The following is a 17,796-nucleotide window of genomic DNA, read 5'->3' on the forward strand; positions in this document are numbered from 1 at the left end:
TTATAAAGTCAAACTACATCTTTTATATTCAAAAAAATGGTATGATTTGCAATAATAAGAAAATTTGGAATGGAGCGATATCGTGGACTATCAATTATTAGCAAAATATAAATATAATGGCAGTGGTCCGCGATACTCAGCCGCTGAAGTTGATTTTGAATATCAGAATCGGCTGAACGGCTATTCAACCATCGTGACAGCACTTCATCCTATGCTAGAAGTGAATCGAGAGGGTCAGCAGACTAATCGTTTTCCACTCTTTTTTGTTCAGATCAATGAGATCATCCAGTTAGATGATATTATTAAAAGGAATTCTCAGCAGATTCGTCAAATTATGAAGCAACTTCCTGGGATTGCTAAGACCAGCTATAGCAATCGTTTACTGACTTCCGAAATCTATTTTACTAATGAAATTGAAGGAGTAAAGACCGACAGAGTAGAGATTGGAACGGTCGTAGCGGAAAGACAACAGCAGTTAGTGGCGCATAAACCGCGTCGTTTAGAGTCGACTGTTCATCAATACGCTACCGTGTTGCAGGGAACATCTGAAAATATTCAATCTTTAGCAGATTTCAGAAGGATCTATGATGAGCTGCTGAAAGGCGAGATTGCTCAAAGTGAATTGCCAGATGGTGAACTTTTTCGAAACGATGAGGTTTATATCGGAACGGCGTCGAGGCGAGTCCATGTGCCGCCTATGAATGAGGATGCTATTACTGAGGCTTTGGTACCGCTGATAACATTCATGAATTCGCACCAGACGGCCTATTTGACTAAAGCCGTCGTGACGCATTTTATGTTTGAAAATACCCATCCATTTAACGATGGTAATGGCCGAATGGGTCGCTATTTATTGGCGTCGTATATAGCTAATAAGCTAGATCCTTTCACCGGACTATCAATTTCTGGTGCAATTCATCAGCAACGTGATACTTATTATCGGGTATTTAAAGATGCAGATGATGCTGAAAATCGGGCAGATGTGACACTTTTTGTTAAAACAATGTTGGAAATAATTGAAAGCGGCCAGGATCATGTTATTCGAGCACTGCAGGACTTGTCAGATGAATTAACAGCAGTGAGTGCGCAACTACAGCAGGTTGTTTCTGAAGAGGCCTTCCCAGTGGCTTACATTTTTGCACAGTCCAGTTTATTCGCAGGAAATGAGGAGCTGGGGATCAAAGACACTGAACTAATTGAAGTCTTAAATAAACGGAATAGTCGTCAGTTCTCACGCGCAGTGATTAAGCGGATCATCAATCAATTAGAGGATGAAAACATCATCGTTCGTGTTAAGAGTCGACCACTACAACATGTCCTAAGTAAGCAATTCAGAAAATAAAATGAGAAAATAATTAAAATTACCATTGCATTTTCATTTCCACCCACCTATAATACAATCAATACTTAAAAAACGTTGAGGAAAAAAGTAGTTCCCGTAGCGATGCGTAGTGAGTCACGGTTAGTGGAAAGTGGCCATCAAGCGGGGACGAAGATCATTTCCGAGTTCGATGCTGATATGTAGGTAATCGTGGTGGCCACCATTATTTGGCTAGCGGATGTTAGTCCGCGATGAGTGTGGCGGGCAACCGTCACAAAAAGGTGGTACCGTTCTACTTGTAGAGCCCTTTTCCCGTAGTGGGAGAAGGGCTCTTTTGACGTTTAAAACTAAAATTAAGTTGTGGAGGAATCAATATGGATAAGACAGTAACTAGCAAACCGCGCAGAAATCTTGGGCAATTATTAGTGGTAAGTTCCCTGATTTTTGGGATGTTCTTTGGTTCCGGCAACTTAATCTTCCCTGTACATCTGGGGCAAATGGCAGGGGGCCACTGGTTCACCGCAGCTCTCGGGTTCGCCATCTCCGGGTCATTATTCCCGTTATTGGCAATTCTGGCGGTCGTGGTCACCAAGAGTGACGGCCTCTACGATCTGGCCAAGCCGGTAGGTCGACACTACGCCGCGCTGTTCCTGGTCTTGGTTCACCTGACCATCGGCCCCTTCTTCGGGACACCCCGGACGGCCGCCACGGCGTATGAAATGGCGTTACAACCATTCTTGCCTAAACGATTCGACACGGTAGGAATGTTAGTTTTCACCGGATTATTCTTCGGCGCGGCTTACTTGCTGGCAACGCATCAAAATAATCTGGTCAAGGTTGTCGGTAAGTATTTGAACGCCGGATTCTTGGCGATGTTGGCCGTCATCTTCGTTGTGGCGTTCATCGATCCGATGGGTGGCTTGGATCATGCGGCCACGACGGCTTACCAGAGTAACGCGACGATCAGTGGGTTCCTGGAAGGCTACAACACGGTGGATGCTGTGGCATTGTTAGCTTTGAGTGTCACGTTTGTCCACGCCGTCCGCGGTTTAGGATACCACGATCGCGAGCTGACTAAACTGACGGCAAAGGCCGGGACACTGAGTATCGTCTTGGAAATCCTGATCTACTTTGGACTGGTTTTGCTGGGAGCGTTCAGTTTGAGTAAATTGACGTTGTCCGCCAACGGTGCGGTGGCCCTCTCACAAATTGTCGGTCACTACTTCACGCGATTTGGGACGGCCTTCCTGGGTGTTCTAGTCACGTTAGGGGTCTTCACCACGGCACTGGGTTTGGTTACGTCCTTTGCCCAAGACTTCCATAAATTATTCCCCAAGGTCAGCTACCTCAACTGGTTGCGGGTGACCACGTTTGTTTCCTTCTTGGTCGCTAATGCGGGGTTGAACACCATCATTGCCTGGTCGTTGCCCGTATTGATGCTGTTATACCCACTGTCCTTGGCCTTGATCTTAGCCTCATTGACCGTTGCCAAGCGGCCATACGCCGGAATTGTCTACAAGTTGACGATTGCCTTTACGGTAGTGCCAGCGGTCTTGGATATGTTGGCAAATTCACCACAGGTGGTCACCAGCTTTGGTCCGGTCGCCAGTGTCCTGAGCTTCTATCATCAGGTTGTCCCATTTGCCAGTCTGGGACTCGGCTGGTTGGTGCCAACATTCGTGGGCTTCGTTCTGGGTATCGTCTGGGGTCATCTTCGCTGGGCGAACGAACAGTCTACGGTGGTTGAAAAGTAGTTAATGTAAATGAAGATTTAGACATCGCACGGATTAATTTCCGGTGCGATGTTTTTAGTTTTCCTAAAGGCTGCGAAAAAAGTGAGACAATTTTGGGGGATTTTACATTAGTAGTAAGTGTAGAGGTAATTTTGGAGCGGTTCGATATTTGCTGAAAGCGAGTCATGGTATACTTTTACCAGAATAGTGTAGAGGTGGGAGAAATATGGGAGCTTCAGATTCAAATTGGAACTTTTCTGGTGTTATGCAGGAACTACGCGATTTACGGGACCAGCGTGGATGGCGCAAGTATCATACATTACCAGCTTTGGCCCGCGCGTTGTCGGTTGAAGCTGCAGAGGTTAATGAGATATTCCTATGGCAAAATGACCAAAGTGAACTATCTTCCAAAAAACAGGCTGATTTGAAGATGGAGCTAGCGGACACGCTCACTTACCTGTACTACATGTGCGATCAACTAGGGGTTGATCCTAATGAATTGGTTCATGAAAAGTTGAAAGTTAATCAAAATCGTCATTGGTCGTTTGATCAGAAATAGGGGAGGTGATAGTAATGGCAAAGCTTCCGCAACCCGTTATTCAGGAAGTTGATTTTAGTAAGGACGGTTTAGTCACTATTAGGCAGAAATCACAGGGAAATCAAGCGGAGCTATTACTTGAATTTCCGACCGTTTATCTGGTCTATGACGAAACTAAACCGGCTGCATATGACGTTTACGTTGGTGAAACGAATAATATTGAGCAGCGGACACAGCAGCACCTTCTTGATGATGTTCATCGCCGGCAGGATTGGAAATATCTGGCTGATAGTCGAAGCTCAAAGTTATTGGTTATTGGACATGAACACTTTAATAAATCGCTGACGTTAGATATTGAAAATAAAATGATGTTGTACATGTCGGGCGTTGCTAGTGTTAAACGCTTAAATAATCGTCGTGAAAATCAACAAAATAAGTATTATACGGCTGATGAAAGAGATACTATTTTTTCTAAGATTTGGCGAAAACTCAATCAATTTGATCAAAATCTATTTCCAGTAGAGTCGGTTATTCAGGACTCAGCATTATTCAAGGCGTCTCCATTTCATGCATTGACGACCGAACAGGAACATGCACGCGAGCTTATCTTGCGACGCATCGAGGCGGTATTGCGATCAAACAAGGGCCATCAATTAATTCTAGTTGAAGGTGAGGCGGGTTCCGGAAAGACGGTGTTGTTAAGCACACTATTCTATCAACTTTGGCAGTTAGGCCAGGATAAAAATTACTCGGATTTCAGTGTTAGTCAAAATTACTTATTAGTAAATCATGATGAGCAAGTTAAGGTTTATGACAACATTGCCCGGAAGCTGGGGATGGACACGACTCATGTTAGTAAACCAACGCGTTTTATTAACCAACATAGTGCTGAGGCACCTGCGGATATCGTTCTCGTGGATGAGGCGCATCTCTTATGGACTCAGGGGAAGCAGTCCTATCGCGGGAAAAATCAACTCAAAGATATTATAGATCGTGCAAAATTGACGGTGGCGGTATTTGATCCTAAGCAAATTTTAAAAACAGAAGAGTATTTGACCAGTAACGAAATTAAAGCTTTGGAAGCGAAGGTTGGTCAACAGGGGAATTTGATTAAATTTAAGACCCAAATGCGAATGAATGCTAGCGAGGCAACGACGATGTGGCTTCGTGAACTGATAGATCGACGAGTCGTTTCTAAGATTCCAAAGGATGACAACTATGATCTGCGCATATTCGATGATCCAGTAGAGATGTATGAAGCAATTAAACGTAAGTCAACCGATGAACAATCAGGATTATCGCGTGTGCTAGCAACGTTTGATTGGCCATACAAGAGTGGTAGTCAGGAAGTTGATTACGTGACGGTTGGCAATCTTTCGTTACCCTGGAATTTACAGTTGCCACTAGCACCAGAACAACGGGGGCAAGGAAAAAAGCTAGCGTGGGCAGAGCAGAATCAGACAATTGGTGAAGTTGGATCAACGTACACCATTCAAGGATTTGATTTGAATTATAGTGGGGTTATCATTGGCCCTTCGGTAAAATATCGTGATGGTAAGATTATTTATGATCCCAAGCTAAGTTCAAATAAGCGTGCCACGGAAAGACGGACGTTGTCGAGTGGTGAGAAGAACTTTGTTTACGAAGATTTGTTGCCGAATGAATTGAATGTTCTGTTGACACGTGGCGTCAATGGCTTGTACATTTATGCGGTAGATGATGAGCTTAGGTCGGTACTGCTGGCAGCTGCTGGCAAATGAGCAGTTATGGAAATATAAAAATTGCAGTGAAGTTAACTGAGCTCCGAAGTGTTGTAAATAATATTTGATGACTTTAAGGGAGGTTTCACCCATGCCCCAACTCTATTTTCTCTGTACCGGAAACTCGTGTCGAAGTCAAATGGCAGAAGGGTTTGCCCGTCAAATGGCCCCGCAAGATTGGCGAATCGCCAGTGCCGGTGTCGAACGGCACGGGTTAAATCCGCTAGCCGTCAAAGTTATGGCGGAACGGGGTGTCGACATCAGCCAGCACCAGTCCAAACTGATCGATAATGATTATCTACAGCACAGCGACGTGGTGGTGACGCTGTGTGGGGATGCCCGCGACAAGTGTCCAATGACACCGCCGACAGTCGCCAAGCGCCACTGGCCACTACCGGATCCCGCCCAAGTGACTGGCAGTGATGAGGAAGTTCTTGCTGTTTTCCGGCAGGTTCGGGATGATATTGAGGGTCGGGTTAAAGACTTGATTCAGACGCTAAGCTAGGTCAATCGTTGCTGCTAAAGTAATTGTGAAAGTAATTATGAAATTGAGCTATTGCGTCGTGGTTAGGTGTGCGAGAAGGCCTGACCACGATTTTTATGTTTAAGGTGGAGATACTCCCCCCAGTAACCTAATCACGGCACTAATCAGAAAAAATATGAACAAATTAGCAACAAACAGTTGATATTTCACAAGGTGTGGGCGATACTGGGGTTAGTTGGTTCACTGAACCATGATGCTAGTTTCTGTTATCGCTTCCAATCGAATTATCAATGAGTCAGCTAGATATCACGGTTAGTTGGTATTATTGCTGCACTAACAGTAACGACTTGAGAAGTGGTGCAAGAACGACCTAAGGAGGGATTTGGATGGTTCGTCGTAGTATGAATCGTAATCAGTTGCATGATCAGAACTTGAAGTTCGTTCTGCAGCAGATTTTTAATAACCATCCCACCTCGCGGATCGAGATTTCTCACCAGCTTCACCTAAATAAGTCAACGGTCTCATCGCTGTACAACACTCTGATGGCCGAAGGTTACTTGACGGAATTAGGCCTGGGGGAGGCTTCCACTGCGGGTGGGCGCAAGCCGACGTTAGTTGAGATCAACCAGAACTATGGGTACACGTTGACGTTTGATTTGGGATACCGGCACTTGCATGCGCTGGCAACACGGTTAGACGGTCACGTTTGGCAGTACGATCGGATTGAAACCAAGGATCAGTCGATTCATGAAATGGTCGCCCGCATTCAGCAATACATTGCGGATACGCAGGCCGCCGATACCAGCAGTAATGGCTTGCTGGGTATCTGCTTCTCCATTCACGGGATCGTGATGAATAATAAAGTGGTCACGTCACCCTTCATTAAAATGGATGGCGTTGATTTGGAACAGGTCTTTACGGACGCTTACCAGGTACCCGTTGTTTTGGAAAACGAAGCCAACCTGTCCGCCGTCTACGAACGTGACTTTAACGGTGCTCGGAACCTGAACAGTGCCGTCACCATCAGTATCCACCGTGGGATTGGGGCCGGGGTCATCTTGCACCGGGACCTCTTCCGTGGGGAACACGGGGATGCCGGTGAAATTGGACGGACGGTTGCCAGTCTGCAATTTGACGATGCCGGTAACGCCCGGCCAATTCACGCCGAAGATATCTGTTCGGAAGACGCCATCATTCAGCAGGTCGAGGAACGCAAGGGTTTGAGCAATCTTGACCGGGACGACATTGTCCGCCTGTACAAAGATGGCGATGCGGAAACGACGCGGATCTTGAAGACCTTTGTGACCGGGATTGCCGGGTTGATCTACAACACGATGCGGACTCTGGATCCCGATGCCTTCTTTCTCAACTCACCGTTAGTTGAGGAGTTGCCAGGTATTCTGGACGACATCCGGATTGCTTACCGGAAATTGTCCGAGAACGATGACCGAGGGATTGAGCTGACCAACAACGCACGTTTGGCCACGGTCCTAGGTGGGTGTTCTTTGATTACCCACCGCGTGCTGAACCTGAACGGGTACGAGTTGAACTTTACGCGGCCGAAAGCCAAAGATACCGAAATCTAAAGTGTAAATAACGTACAGAAAAAGCAATGGCTGACACGATGAATTTCGCGCCGACCATTGTTTTTTGAGTTGCTATCAAATTAATTACGTTTACGGAAACGAGCGGTAATCCCAATGAGACTGGCAAGCAGGAGTCCAAGACCAATCAGTGGGGAGGTGCGGTGCTCACTGGTTTGGGGAAGAGCTGGTTGGGATTGCTCAGTTAGTGTCATCGGCTTGAGATTTTTAGATGCTGTGGCTGGGCGTTGGGGATGTTTGTTCGTGACTGAAATCGTTGCGGCACCGTTACCGGGCGTAGGGAGAGCTTGTTGTGGTTTGACCGGTTTGATTGTGTCGGGCTGAGAAGAATCGGTGGGCGTCTCTGACGTTGAAGATGTATCACCGCCACCACTAGTGCTGAGTTGATGATACGTAACGGTGATAGTTTGGTCATGATTACCAAATGTACCGGTTGGATTATTTGTGGAAGTCAGCTGATAGCCCGTAAGTGTGGGGGTCGTGACGTGATAAGACGTACCAGGTTGACCAGTTAGTTTGGCATCGGTTAGTAATTGCCGACCCTGCTCGTCTTGGTAGTGGACGGTGACGGTCACGGTGCTGGCTGGGGTCACAGGTGGTGTGACTGGCTTCGTAGTATCTTTCTTGTAGTAAAGGGTAATTGTTTGGGCCTGATCAGTGAAGGTAATTGTGGTTGAAGTGTTTTTATTGCGTTCGGTATCGTAAGCGTACCCGGGTACCGCCAGTTGGTCCGGTGTTAGGGTGTAGGTATCGCCGGTTACTTTCCCTGTGCCAAGGGTCAGATCTGGTTTTATTGACGTAGAATTATCTTGGTCATTGCGATAGTGGATAGTAATGGGGGCTGCTGCGGTTGCGTTTGAATAAGGAATGAAGATAATGAATGATCCGCCCGTACTACACCATAAATTGGCACGTAGATAGTATCTGTGATTACCAGGAGTGGGAAGACCCATTGAAAACGGGTATCCACCATATGTACCGCCAAAGTGATATGTTACCTGAGAAGAGATAGAGTTGAAGGCAATACTACCGCCATCATCACTGAGCTGAAAGCCATCTGATGGCTCGCCTGAAAAATAAAGCTGAAATATGCTTTTACCAGAATTAGTACCAAGATGAAATTCTTGAATCATAATTTCTTTTTTTTCGAAACCATCTTCAATGGCAAAGGGCATGATAATTTTACTTTTAGAATTTTTAGGCAAATGTATTGGGAGGGCTACAGTAATCGCGTGGGTTGCGAGATTAACAAATTGACGTTGTGCATAATCGACTATAACTATTTGTTTTCTGATCTTTAACGATGTGATTTGATTGGCATCCAACATGGAAAAGTCAGCAATGCGATTGTTTGTGACATCAAGAGTCTTGAGATTTTTTAATTGAGCAAGAGGGGTTAAATCATGGATCTTATTTCCTGAGAGATCTAATGTTACTAAATTTTGAAGACAGTTCAATGGAGAAATATCAATGATATCACCCGAATTGCCAGATCCATTGGGCGAATATTCCAAATTAGTGTAGTCATCTTTTCCCCTCGTGTTGCCATAAGATAAATCTAAGGTTGTAAGATTGATAGCCCATTCGAGTCCCTTCAATGAGAAGGGGGTCTGTCCATCTACGAATGTCGTACTGCCGACTTTATGTTGTGAGGTCAGAGTGGTTAGCTTAGTCATGGCTTGGGGTGAGAGATCTGAGACACTTATTCCTAAAGCATCGGCAACCATCTTTTGTAATGTAGTGTTGGGCATCCATTCACTTATTGATTGACTTGGTGCGACCTGAACCTGGGGGTTAGGAGCAACCGGAGTTACAGGAGCAGGTGATGTTGCGGGGGGCGTGGACACTACTGGCTGTGGCTTTTCTGGTGTGGGTGATGCCAAGGAGGAGCGGCCGGTTGGCTTAGATGGTGGTAACGCCATAGTCGCCGTATGTACAGAACTAGATTTTTTTGGAGCTTCTTCAGAAGGTAGTTCTAAGTTGTCGCGATTATTAGTGTCCGTTGATGGTTCTTTAGGTGCTGCATCTTCAGGGATTTCAAGTTTATCAGGTTTGTGAGGCGTTGTGGGTGATTGTGATGTTTTGGGCGTATTTATTTCTCCGGTTGCGACTGGAGAATCGGCCGTTGTATCCGCATATACCACTGGATTGCTTAGCGTAAAGAGGACACCTGCCGAGATGAGACTGACAAAAATCCAATTCTTTCCGACTTTATACACTAACGAATTTTCCGATTTCTTATCGAGAGTAACCATAATTTCCTCCTTGATTTTTATCATCTACCTGTGTACGCCATTATTATAGCGTGTTTGCAACGGACAACCTATAATATACGTGAAAAAGTTTATCATAAAAACTTTTGTACATATGTCTTAATAAAATGACCTTGATTTCATGAGTACAAGCTACTGTTTGACGTTTCTTCATCGAAGATTGCTCTGACCACGAATCCATCAGGCTAAAAAAACGCAACAGATTTTCCAATACTATATAAAGGAAAAGGAACAAATCCGACCGAATCACTACGCCCCGTAAGCATCTCCTGAAATGCCGATCTACCGCCTTTAGAAATCGCTACCAATTTTTTAAATCTTTTTTTCGAAAACGCTTGCATTAACACAGAAACCTTGTATAATTGAATTTGTAAGTTGGTTGTCGCAACGAACTAACTAGGAGGGTTTTTATAAATTATGGCAGAAGAATATTGGAAAGGTATCGACAAGATTCAATACGTCGGTCATTCAGATAAAAAATCAGGTTTAGGCTTTCAGTACTACAATCCAGATGAAGTTATTGGTGGTAAGAAGATGCGCGATTGGTTACGGTTTGCCGTAGCTTACTGGCACACTTTCGATCAACGCTTAGTTGACCCATTCGGTGACGGTACTGCTCAACGTCCTTACGACAAGTACACTGATCCTATGGACTTGGCTTTAGCCAAGGTTGATGCTGCATTCGAATTTTACGACAAATTGGGTGTAGATTACCTTTGCTTCCACGATCGTGACTTAGCTCCAGAAGGCGACACGTTACGTGAAACTAACGCCAACTTGGACAAAGTTGTTGACAAGATCGTTGAATACCAAAAGACGAGTGGCATGAAGGTTCTGTGGAACACTTCAAACATGTTCACGAACGCTCGGTTCGTTGAAGGTGCCGCAACCTCACCATACGCTGACGTTTATGCTTACTGTGCCGCACAATTGAAGCACAGTTTGGAAATTGGTAAGCGTGTCGGCTCTGAAAACTATGTCTTCTGGGGTGGCCGTGAAGGTTACGAATCACTCTGGAACACTAACATGAAGGAAGAACAAGAACATGCAGCTAAGTTCTTCCACATGGCTAAAGACTACGCTAACGAAATTGGTTTCGATGCACAAATGTTGCTCGAACCAAAGCCAAAGGAACCAACGACTCACCAATACGACTTCGATGCCGCAACCACTATCGCATTCATGAAGGAATACGATTTGGACAAAGACTTCAAGTTGAACTTGGAAGGTAACCATGCTAACTTGGCTGGCCACACTTACCAACACGAAATCCGTGTTGCTCGTGAAGCAGGCTTGTTAGGTTCATTGGATGCTAACCAAGGTGACAAGTTGATCGGCTGGGATATTGATGAATACCCATCTAACTTGTACGAAACGACTGCTGCTATGTCAGAAGTTGTTGACAACGGGAGTATCGGCCCTCGCGGTGGTTTGAACTTCGATGCTAAGCCTCGTCGTTCATCATTCGCCCCAGAAGACCTCTTCTACGGCCACATTGTAGGTATGGATAGCTTTGCTGCCGGCTTACGTGTTGCTGTTGCTATGAAGGAAGACGGCTTCTTGGACAACTTACGTAAGAACCGTTACAGCTCTTACGAATCAGGTATCGGTGCTGATATCGAAAGCGGCAAGGCTGACTTCAAGTCCCTTGAAAAGTACGCTATCGACATGCCACAATCACAATTGATTGCTGCTACGCACTCAGATCACTTGGAAGAAGTCAAGGATACAATCAACCATTACATCATTGACACTTTGAGCAAGTAATCTCGCGTTCTGCGAAATAAAATATCAATAGAATGGCGGACGGACGGTGTGTTCGTCCGCCATTTTTATAACCAACGGGTTTTGTATGGCCTGAGTCTGGCCGCCTTGCCGGGTGGTGAAAATAGGCTGGAACGCTGGGGCGGACGTCCGGAGCCAAAGTGCGGTCTCCGGGCTTGCTTTGAACCTCTGAGAACCGAGTTTCAAAGGCACCAATTCTCTAAGCAGCAAAGTAACGCTACTAAGAGAATTCCCACGGCTGAGCTTATTTTCACCACCCTCACGGCTAACTTAGATCGACCAAGTAGAATACGTTGGTTAGTCAAGCCTAGGTTGTGTGGATTATGAAATGGTCTACTGATTAATCGGCTTGCTGATAGTATGACATTAATAAAATAAACGAAACGACAATTAGGAGGAATGACCGATGGGGAAGTACGTTCTCGGTGTTGACCTAGGAACGAGTGCCGTTAAGGTTTCCGCACTAGATCACAGTGGGCAGATTGTCGCCCAAGAGAGTTTTGATTATGATTTGATTCAGAAGAAGCCTGGCTACAACGAACAGAATCCAGAGGACTGGGTTTCTGGCACGACCGTTGCGATTGTGCGTTTGATTTTAAACGATCACTTAACGGCCAGCGACATTGAAGGCTTGAGCTTTTCCGGGCAAATGCACGGGTTAGTTCTGCTGGATAAGGACAAGAAGGTTCTGCGGCCATCCATTCTGTGGAATGATACGCGGAGCACGCCACAACGTGAAGAAATCGAAGCCAAGATGGGTGACGAATTCGTTGATATTACGCGGAACCAACCACTGGAAGGGTTCACGTTAACCAAGCTGTTGTGGGTTAAGGAAAACGAACCAGATATCTGGGCTCAGGCCAAGTACTTTGTTCTGCCTAAGGATTACGTGCGCTACCGCATGACTGGCAACCTGGCTATGGATTATTCCGATGCCACTGGGACCGTTCTGCTCGACGTTGCTAAGGGCGAATGGAGCAAGAAGATTTGTGATACCTTCGATATTCCAATGAGCATGTGTCCACCATTGATCAAGTCTGTTGATTTCGCTGGGACGGTTACGCCGGCCTATGCCGAATTCTCTGGCTTGACCACGGACACCAAAGTCTTTGGTGGGGCCGCCGACAATGCCGCCGGGGCCGTTGGTGCTGGGATTTTACACCCCAACATGGTCTTATCCAGTATCGGGACATCCGGTGTTGTCTTGAAGTATGAAGACACGCCTGACGTAAATTACCATGGTGTCGTGCAATTCGAAGACCACGCTATTCCTGACAAATACTACTCCATGGGGGTTACTTTAGCCGCTGGGTACTCACTCAGCTGGTTCAAGAAGACCTTCGCACCAAACGAAGACTTCACGGACTTCGTGTCGAGTGCTGCTAAGTCCACGGTCGGGGCAAATGGGTTGCTCTACACCCCTTACATTGTGGGTGAACGGGCACCATATGCCGACGCTGACATCCGGGGGAGCTTTACCGGGGTCGATGGCACACACAAGCGCTACGACTTCGTTCGGGCCGTTCTGGAAGGCATCGTCTTCTCCTTCAGAGACTTGTTCGATATCTATGAAGAAAACGGTGGGGACTTCGATACGGTCGTTTCCATCGGTGGTGGGGCTAAGAGCCCACTCTGGCTACAGATCCAAGCCGACATCTTTAACCGTAAAGTTGTCAGCTTGAAGAACGAACAGGGTCCTGGCATGGGGGCAGCGATGATTGCCGCCACTGGCCTGGGCTGGTTCGATTCCTTACAGGACTGTGCTGAAACCTTCGTTCACTTCGGCAAGGCTTACGAACCAAACCCAGAGAACGCGGCTAAATATGCTAAAATGCACAAGATCTACAAGCAGGTCTACCAACAAACGAAGAGCATTAGTGCTCAGCTGTTGGATTACCGGCGTAAAGAACTTTAAGATGAATTATCGGAAGGTGTGGGAGAAATCCTGCACCTTTTTTGTCGGCCAAATGGTCATCTCACCTTTTAGCGGATTGACTATGGTCTGTAAATCTTCCAACAGTGACAGAACGTTCACTGAACTTTCAAAATAGTAAATATGAGTGGTAGCTACCGGCCTTTTACTAAACAATTCGGCGATGAAACCAAGTGATTACTAAAACTTAACCGAAATTAATCAATTGTCTAGAAAACGCTTTCATTTTGATGAACAGCGTGCTATGATAGGCTCATGGTTGGTTGGGGTTATCAACCAACCAGCGTTAACCAACTTACATTTTTCAGCTATACTTTCTCTACATACTGCCACTGCTGACATGACGGCGCTTGCCGTACTAAGGAGCGATATCTATGCGAAAAGTTTCGACCGGATTTGTTTACTTTTTCGGTGCATTAGGTGGATTGCTGTTTGGGTATGATACCGGGGTTATTTCCGGGGCCATTCTGTTTATCCAGAAACAAATGCACCTGGGTTCTTGGCAACAAGGTTGGGTTGTAAGTGCTGTGCTCTTGGGAGCCATCTTAGGGGCCGCCATTATTGGACCATCCTCTGACCGTTTTGGTCGGCGGAAGTTACTGTTATTATCTGCAATTATTTTCTTCGTTGGGGCGTTAGGTTCCGGGTTTGCTGCGGGATTCTGGACCCTGATTATTTCACGGGTGATCTTGGGGATGGCCGTTGGTGCCGCTTCCGCCTTGATCCCAACGTACTTGGCTGAATTATCGCCTGCCGATCAACGGGGGAAGATGTCTAGTCTGTTCCAACTGATGGTTATGACGGGGATTCTGTTCGCCTACATCACCAACTATGCCTGGGCCGGCATTGCCACCGGATGGCGTTGGATGTTAGGGTTCGCTGCAATTCCTGCCGCACTGTTGTTCTTAGGTGGGTTAGTCCTCCCCGAAAGTCCTCGGTTCTTAGTGAAGATGGGGCACTCTGACCAAGCGCGTGAAGTTTTGGATACCATGAACAAGCACAACACGCCGATCGTTGATAAGGAACTGTCTCAGATTGAAGAACAAGCCAAGATGAAGAATGGTGGTTGGACTGAACTCTTTGGTAAGATGGTTCGACCTTCCCTGATTATTGGATTGGGTCTGGCCATCTTCCAACAAGTCATGGGGTGTAATACGGTGCTGTACTACGCGCCAACCATCTTTACCGATGTTGGTTTTGGGGTTAACGCCGCGTTACTGGCTCATATCGGGATCGGGATCTTTAACGTGATTGTGACGGCGATTGCCGTGATGATCATGGATAAAATTGACCGGAAGAAGATGCTGATTGGTGGGGCCATCGGGATGGGGGTTTCCCTGTTCGTCATGAGTATCGGGATGAAGTTCTCCGGTGGTTCGCAAGCCGCAGCTATCATCTCCGTAATCGCTTTGACCATCTACATTGCTTTCTTCTCCGCAACTTGGGGTCCGGTTATGTGGGTGATGATTGGTGAAGTCTTCCCACTGAACATTCGTGGGCTGGGGAATTCCTTCTCCAGTGTGATTAACTGGTCTGCCAACATGGTTGTTTCCCTGACGTTCCCCGCATTGCTGAACTTCTTTGGAACCGGGAGCCTGTTCATCGGTTACGGAGTCCTTTGCTTCCTGTCCATCTGGTTCGTGAAGGTCAAGGTCTTCGAAACGCGGAACCGTTCGCTGGAAGAAATCGAAGCAACGTTACGGGAAAAAGCCGGTGTCGGCGAAGAAAATTTGAGTTCTGCTAAATAAGTGAGCTAACCGAGGGACCATTCCGGTGAGGATGGTCTCTTTTTTGGGGGGAACGGTAATTTTTAGAAAACTGTGACTGCATTTAGGCTAGTCACAAAGACTGGTTGGACGAGGGGGACTGGTGATTTGACCAACTATTCAGGATAACTATCCAAAAAAACGGATATTTCTGCAAACAATTAGAGACTGATTCGACTACACTAATAAATGTAAGCGCTTCATTAAAGTGCAATGCGGACGACTGGCCAGTAACCAAGTACGTGATAGATAGTTGGTCGTCCATGTATATACTGAATATTGAGGAGGCATTCAATCGTGAAAATTTATGTTGATGCAAAAGCCATCCATGATGGTAACGGGACCAAGAAGGCACCATTTAAACAAATTAATGAGGCTGCGCAGGTTGCCCAGCCAGGTGATAAGGTGCTCGTCTTCCCTGGGACCTATCGGGAATACGTTAACCCTAAGAATGGTGGGACGGACGATGACCGGATTACCTATCGGAGTGTTGAACCCTTAAAGGCCATCATTACGGGTGCTGAAGCCGTTAAGAACTGGCAACAATACCAAGGTAATGTTTGGGTCGCTCGGATCAATAACGGGTTGTTCGGCTCGTATAATCCATATACCGAATTTGTTATGGGTGACTGGTACTTCGGACCGGTGAACAAGCATACCGGTGCGGTCTACATGAACGATCGTCAATTCTACGAAACCACGTCATTGGAAGACTGTATTGAAGCGAAAGTTTATGGCCGTTCATGGGAACGGAAGAATTCCGTTTACAAGTGGTATACCGAACAGGATACCGGCCGGAATGAAACGGTTATTTACGCTAACTTCCAAGGCAAGAATCCTAACAAAGAAACGGTTGAAATCAACGTTCGGCGTGAAGTCTTCATGCCACAAGAGACAGGCATCAATAACATTACGGTTAGTGGTTTCAATGTCAACAAAGCGGCTACGACTTGGGCACCGCCTGCATCTTATCAAGATGGGATGATCGGACCACATTGGTCTCGCGGCTGGATTATTGAAGACTGTGACATTAGCCATAGTCGGTGTGCCGGTATTTCCTTAGGGAAGTACGAAGATCCGGTGAATAACCAATACTTTACTTACAAGCATGTGAAGAGTCCAACTCAAATGGAACGGGACGCAGTTTGTCGCGGTCAATACCATGGTTGGCTGAAGGAAAACATCGGCCATCACATCATCCGTCGCAACAACATTCACCACTGTGAACAAGACGGAATCGTTGGTCGTCAAGGTGGGGTCTTCAGTATTATCGAAGACAACCACATTCACGACATCAACAACATGCAAGAATTAGCTGGTGCTGAAATCGCCGGGATTAAGATGCACGCCGCTATCGACGTCATTATCCGCCGTAACCACATCAACGATTGCACGATGGGTATCTGGACCGACTGGGAAGCGCAAGGAACCCGGATCACGCAAAATCTGTTGGATCACAACTATGCGCCAACTGGCACTGCAGAACGGATCGTTGGGGCGATGCAAAGCCAAGACATCTTCGTTGAAGTTGGTCATGGGCCAACCTTGATCGATAACAACCTGCTGTTGTCTAAAGCATCATTACGGTTGGCAACACAGGGTGTCGCCTGCGTTCACAATCTGATATTGGGATCCATTACCTCCATTGGGGCCAACACGGACTTCACTGTAGATGGCAAGAACCAACCACGGTTCACACCTTATCACATTCAACACCGAACTGAAGTTGCCGGCTTTATGACGATCCTCCACGGGGATGACCGCTTCTACAACAACATCTTCGTTCAGAACTGGCCAGTTGAAAAACCAGAAGAGGAGACGGTTGTTGATCGTGAACACGAAGATACGGAACAAGTTGGGACCAATGGCTTCGATGAGTATCCAACCTACGACGAATGGTATGCCCAATTCAAGAACGTCAACGGGACGTTTGCCAAGGAAACCGATATGTTTGACTTGATGAGTGCCCATTATGGTCATTTGCCAGTCTGGGCTGCCGGGAATGTTTACTTCAACGGGGCTAAGGCTTGGAAGAAGGAAACGGATAACCTGGTCAACACCAGCGACAAAGTTTCCGTCGAATTGGTCGAAGATGGCGACAAGGTTGCTTTGAAGACCAACCTGTATGACCTGATTGGGGACTACTACGAAGGTGTGATTACGACCGACACCTTGGGTGAAGCCTTCGAGCCAGAACAACGTTACGAACAACCAAATGGTGATGACATCATCTTTAACGAGGATTACTTCGGTAACCATCGTGGGGTTTCAACTGTTCCAGGACCATTCGTATCAGGCAAGGATGCGGATGAAAGTCTTTGGAAAGACTAAGTAATTAAAATATTCATATTTCAAAGCAACATGATTTTTGTGTTGCAGTTGGGATTCTTACTAGGAAGAAATTCTAGTGAGAATCTTTTTTACGCGTTATCATCAGCTTAACTATCCTGTATGTATTTTTAACAATCTTTCTGTACAGGTTGTGTAAAGGTCGGGATTGTTATGGCTAAACGTTGACTGATAGGAAATGGATCATGGCAGATAAAACCGGATGAATCATTTAATCAGTGAAATGAAAATAGTATATTAGCTTTCACGG

11 protein-coding genes are annotated in these 17,796 nt (G+C 46.2%); 10 read left to right on the forward strand and 1 reads right to left on the reverse strand.

Translation table 11 applies throughout. From position 1 onward, the window contains the following. The first annotated feature begins 82 nt into the window (after positions 1–82). From EKM73_RS03525 to EKM73_RS03550, 6 genes are all read left to right on the forward strand, one after another. Positions 83–1,342 (forward strand): Fic family protein, encoded by a 1,260-nt coding sequence (locus EKM73_RS03525; protein ID WP_125700606.1) that lies wholly within the window; start codon positions 83–85, stop codon positions 1,340–1,342. A 353-nt stretch (positions 1,343–1,695) separates the two neighbouring features. Beyond that, positions 1,696–3,075 (forward strand): branched-chain amino acid transport system II carrier protein, encoded by a 1,380-nt coding sequence (gene brnQ / locus EKM73_RS03530; RefSeq protein WP_125700607.1) that lies wholly within the window; start codon positions 1,696–1,698, stop codon positions 3,073–3,075. 205 nt (positions 3,076–3,280) lie between these two features. Then, positions 3,281–3,613 (forward strand): nucleotide pyrophosphohydrolase, encoded by a 333-nt coding sequence (locus EKM73_RS03535; protein WP_125700608.1) that lies wholly within the window; start codon positions 3,281–3,283, stop codon positions 3,611–3,613. A 14-nt stretch (positions 3,614–3,627) separates the two neighbouring features. Next, positions 3,628–5,352 (forward strand): DUF2075 domain-containing protein, encoded by a 1,725-nt coding sequence (locus EKM73_RS03540; RefSeq protein WP_125700609.1) that lies wholly within the window; start codon positions 3,628–3,630, stop codon positions 5,350–5,352. A gap of 91 nt (positions 5,353–5,443) precedes the next feature. Next, a complete protein-coding gene (gene arsC / locus EKM73_RS03545) occupies positions 5,444–5,857 on the forward strand; it encodes an arsenate reductase (thioredoxin) (protein ID WP_125700610.1) in 414 nt (137 codons plus the stop codon). A 365-nt stretch (positions 5,858–6,222) separates the two neighbouring features. Beyond that, a complete protein-coding gene (locus tag EKM73_RS03550; protein ID WP_125700611.1) occupies positions 6,223–7,422 on the forward strand; it encodes an ROK family transcriptional regulator in 1,200 nt (399 codons plus the stop codon). Between the two features lie 80 nt (positions 7,423–7,502). Here the strand turns inward: EKM73_RS03550 and EKM73_RS03555 are convergent, their stop codons facing one another. Beyond that, positions 7,503–9,695: a MucBP domain-containing protein gene (locus EKM73_RS03555; protein WP_164508846.1), complete on the reverse strand. Its 2,193-nt coding sequence runs from the start codon at positions 9,693–9,695 to the stop codon at positions 7,503–7,505. A gap of 435 nt (positions 9,696–10,130) precedes the next feature. On the opposite strand from EKM73_RS03555, the gene xylA reads away from it, so the two are divergent. The 4 genes from xylA (at position 10,131) to EKM73_RS03575 (ending at position 17,528) form a co-directional block, all read left to right on the forward strand. Next, entirely contained in the window at positions 10,131–11,480 is a 1,350-nt protein-coding gene (gene xylA, locus EKM73_RS03560; protein WP_125700613.1) for a xylose isomerase, read from the forward strand. 424 nt (positions 11,481–11,904) lie between these two features. After that, positions 11,905–13,413 (forward strand): xylulokinase, encoded by a 1,509-nt coding sequence (gene xylB, locus EKM73_RS03565; RefSeq protein WP_125700614.1) that lies wholly within the window; start codon positions 11,905–11,907, stop codon positions 13,411–13,413. A 392-nt stretch (positions 13,414–13,805) separates the two neighbouring features. Beyond that, positions 13,806–15,179: a sugar porter family MFS transporter gene (locus tag EKM73_RS03570; protein WP_125700615.1), complete on the forward strand. Its 1,374-nt coding sequence runs from the start codon at positions 13,806–13,808 to the stop codon at positions 15,177–15,179. A 315-nt stretch (positions 15,180–15,494) separates the two neighbouring features. Further along, positions 15,495–17,528, forward strand: coding sequence for a right-handed parallel beta-helix repeat-containing protein (locus tag EKM73_RS03575; protein ID WP_125700616.1), 2,034 nt, complete (start codon positions 15,495–15,497; stop codon positions 17,526–17,528). Positions 17,529–17,796: the final 268 nt, after the last annotated feature.

This window comes from Levilactobacillus fuyuanensis (genome assembly GCF_003946395.1).
GTDB lineage: Bacteria > Bacillota > Bacilli > Lactobacillales > Lactobacillaceae > Levilactobacillus > Levilactobacillus fuyuanensis.

Excerpts from the sequence above, each read along its gene's own strand:
- brnQ (WP_125700607.1), top strand. The coding sequence starts at position 1,696 with ATGGATAAGACAGTAACTAGCAAACCGCGCAGAAATCTTGGGCAATTA.
- EKM73_RS03535 (WP_125700608.1), top strand. The coding sequence starts at position 3,281 with ATGGGAGCTTCAGATTCAAATTGGAACTTTTCTGGTGTTATGCAGGAA.
- EKM73_RS03540 (WP_125700609.1), top strand. The coding sequence starts at position 3,628 with ATGGCAAAGCTTCCGCAACCCGTTATTCAGGAAGTTGATTTTAGTAAG.
- arsC (WP_125700610.1), top strand. The coding sequence starts at position 5,444 with ATGCCCCAACTCTATTTTCTCTGTACCGGAAACTCGTGTCGAAGTCAA.
- EKM73_RS03550 (WP_125700611.1), top strand. The coding sequence starts at position 6,223 with ATGGTTCGTCGTAGTATGAATCGTAATCAGTTGCATGATCAGAACTTG.
- EKM73_RS03555 (WP_164508846.1), bottom strand. The coding sequence starts at position 9,695 with ATGGTTACTCTCGATAAGAAATCGGAAAATTCGTTAGTGTATAAAGTC.
- xylA (WP_125700613.1), top strand. The coding sequence starts at position 10,131 with ATGGCAGAAGAATATTGGAAAGGTATCGACAAGATTCAATACGTCGGT.
- xylB (WP_125700614.1), top strand. The coding sequence starts at position 11,905 with ATGGGGAAGTACGTTCTCGGTGTTGACCTAGGAACGAGTGCCGTTAAG.
- EKM73_RS03570 (WP_125700615.1), top strand. The coding sequence starts at position 13,806 with ATGCGAAAAGTTTCGACCGGATTTGTTTACTTTTTCGGTGCATTAGGT.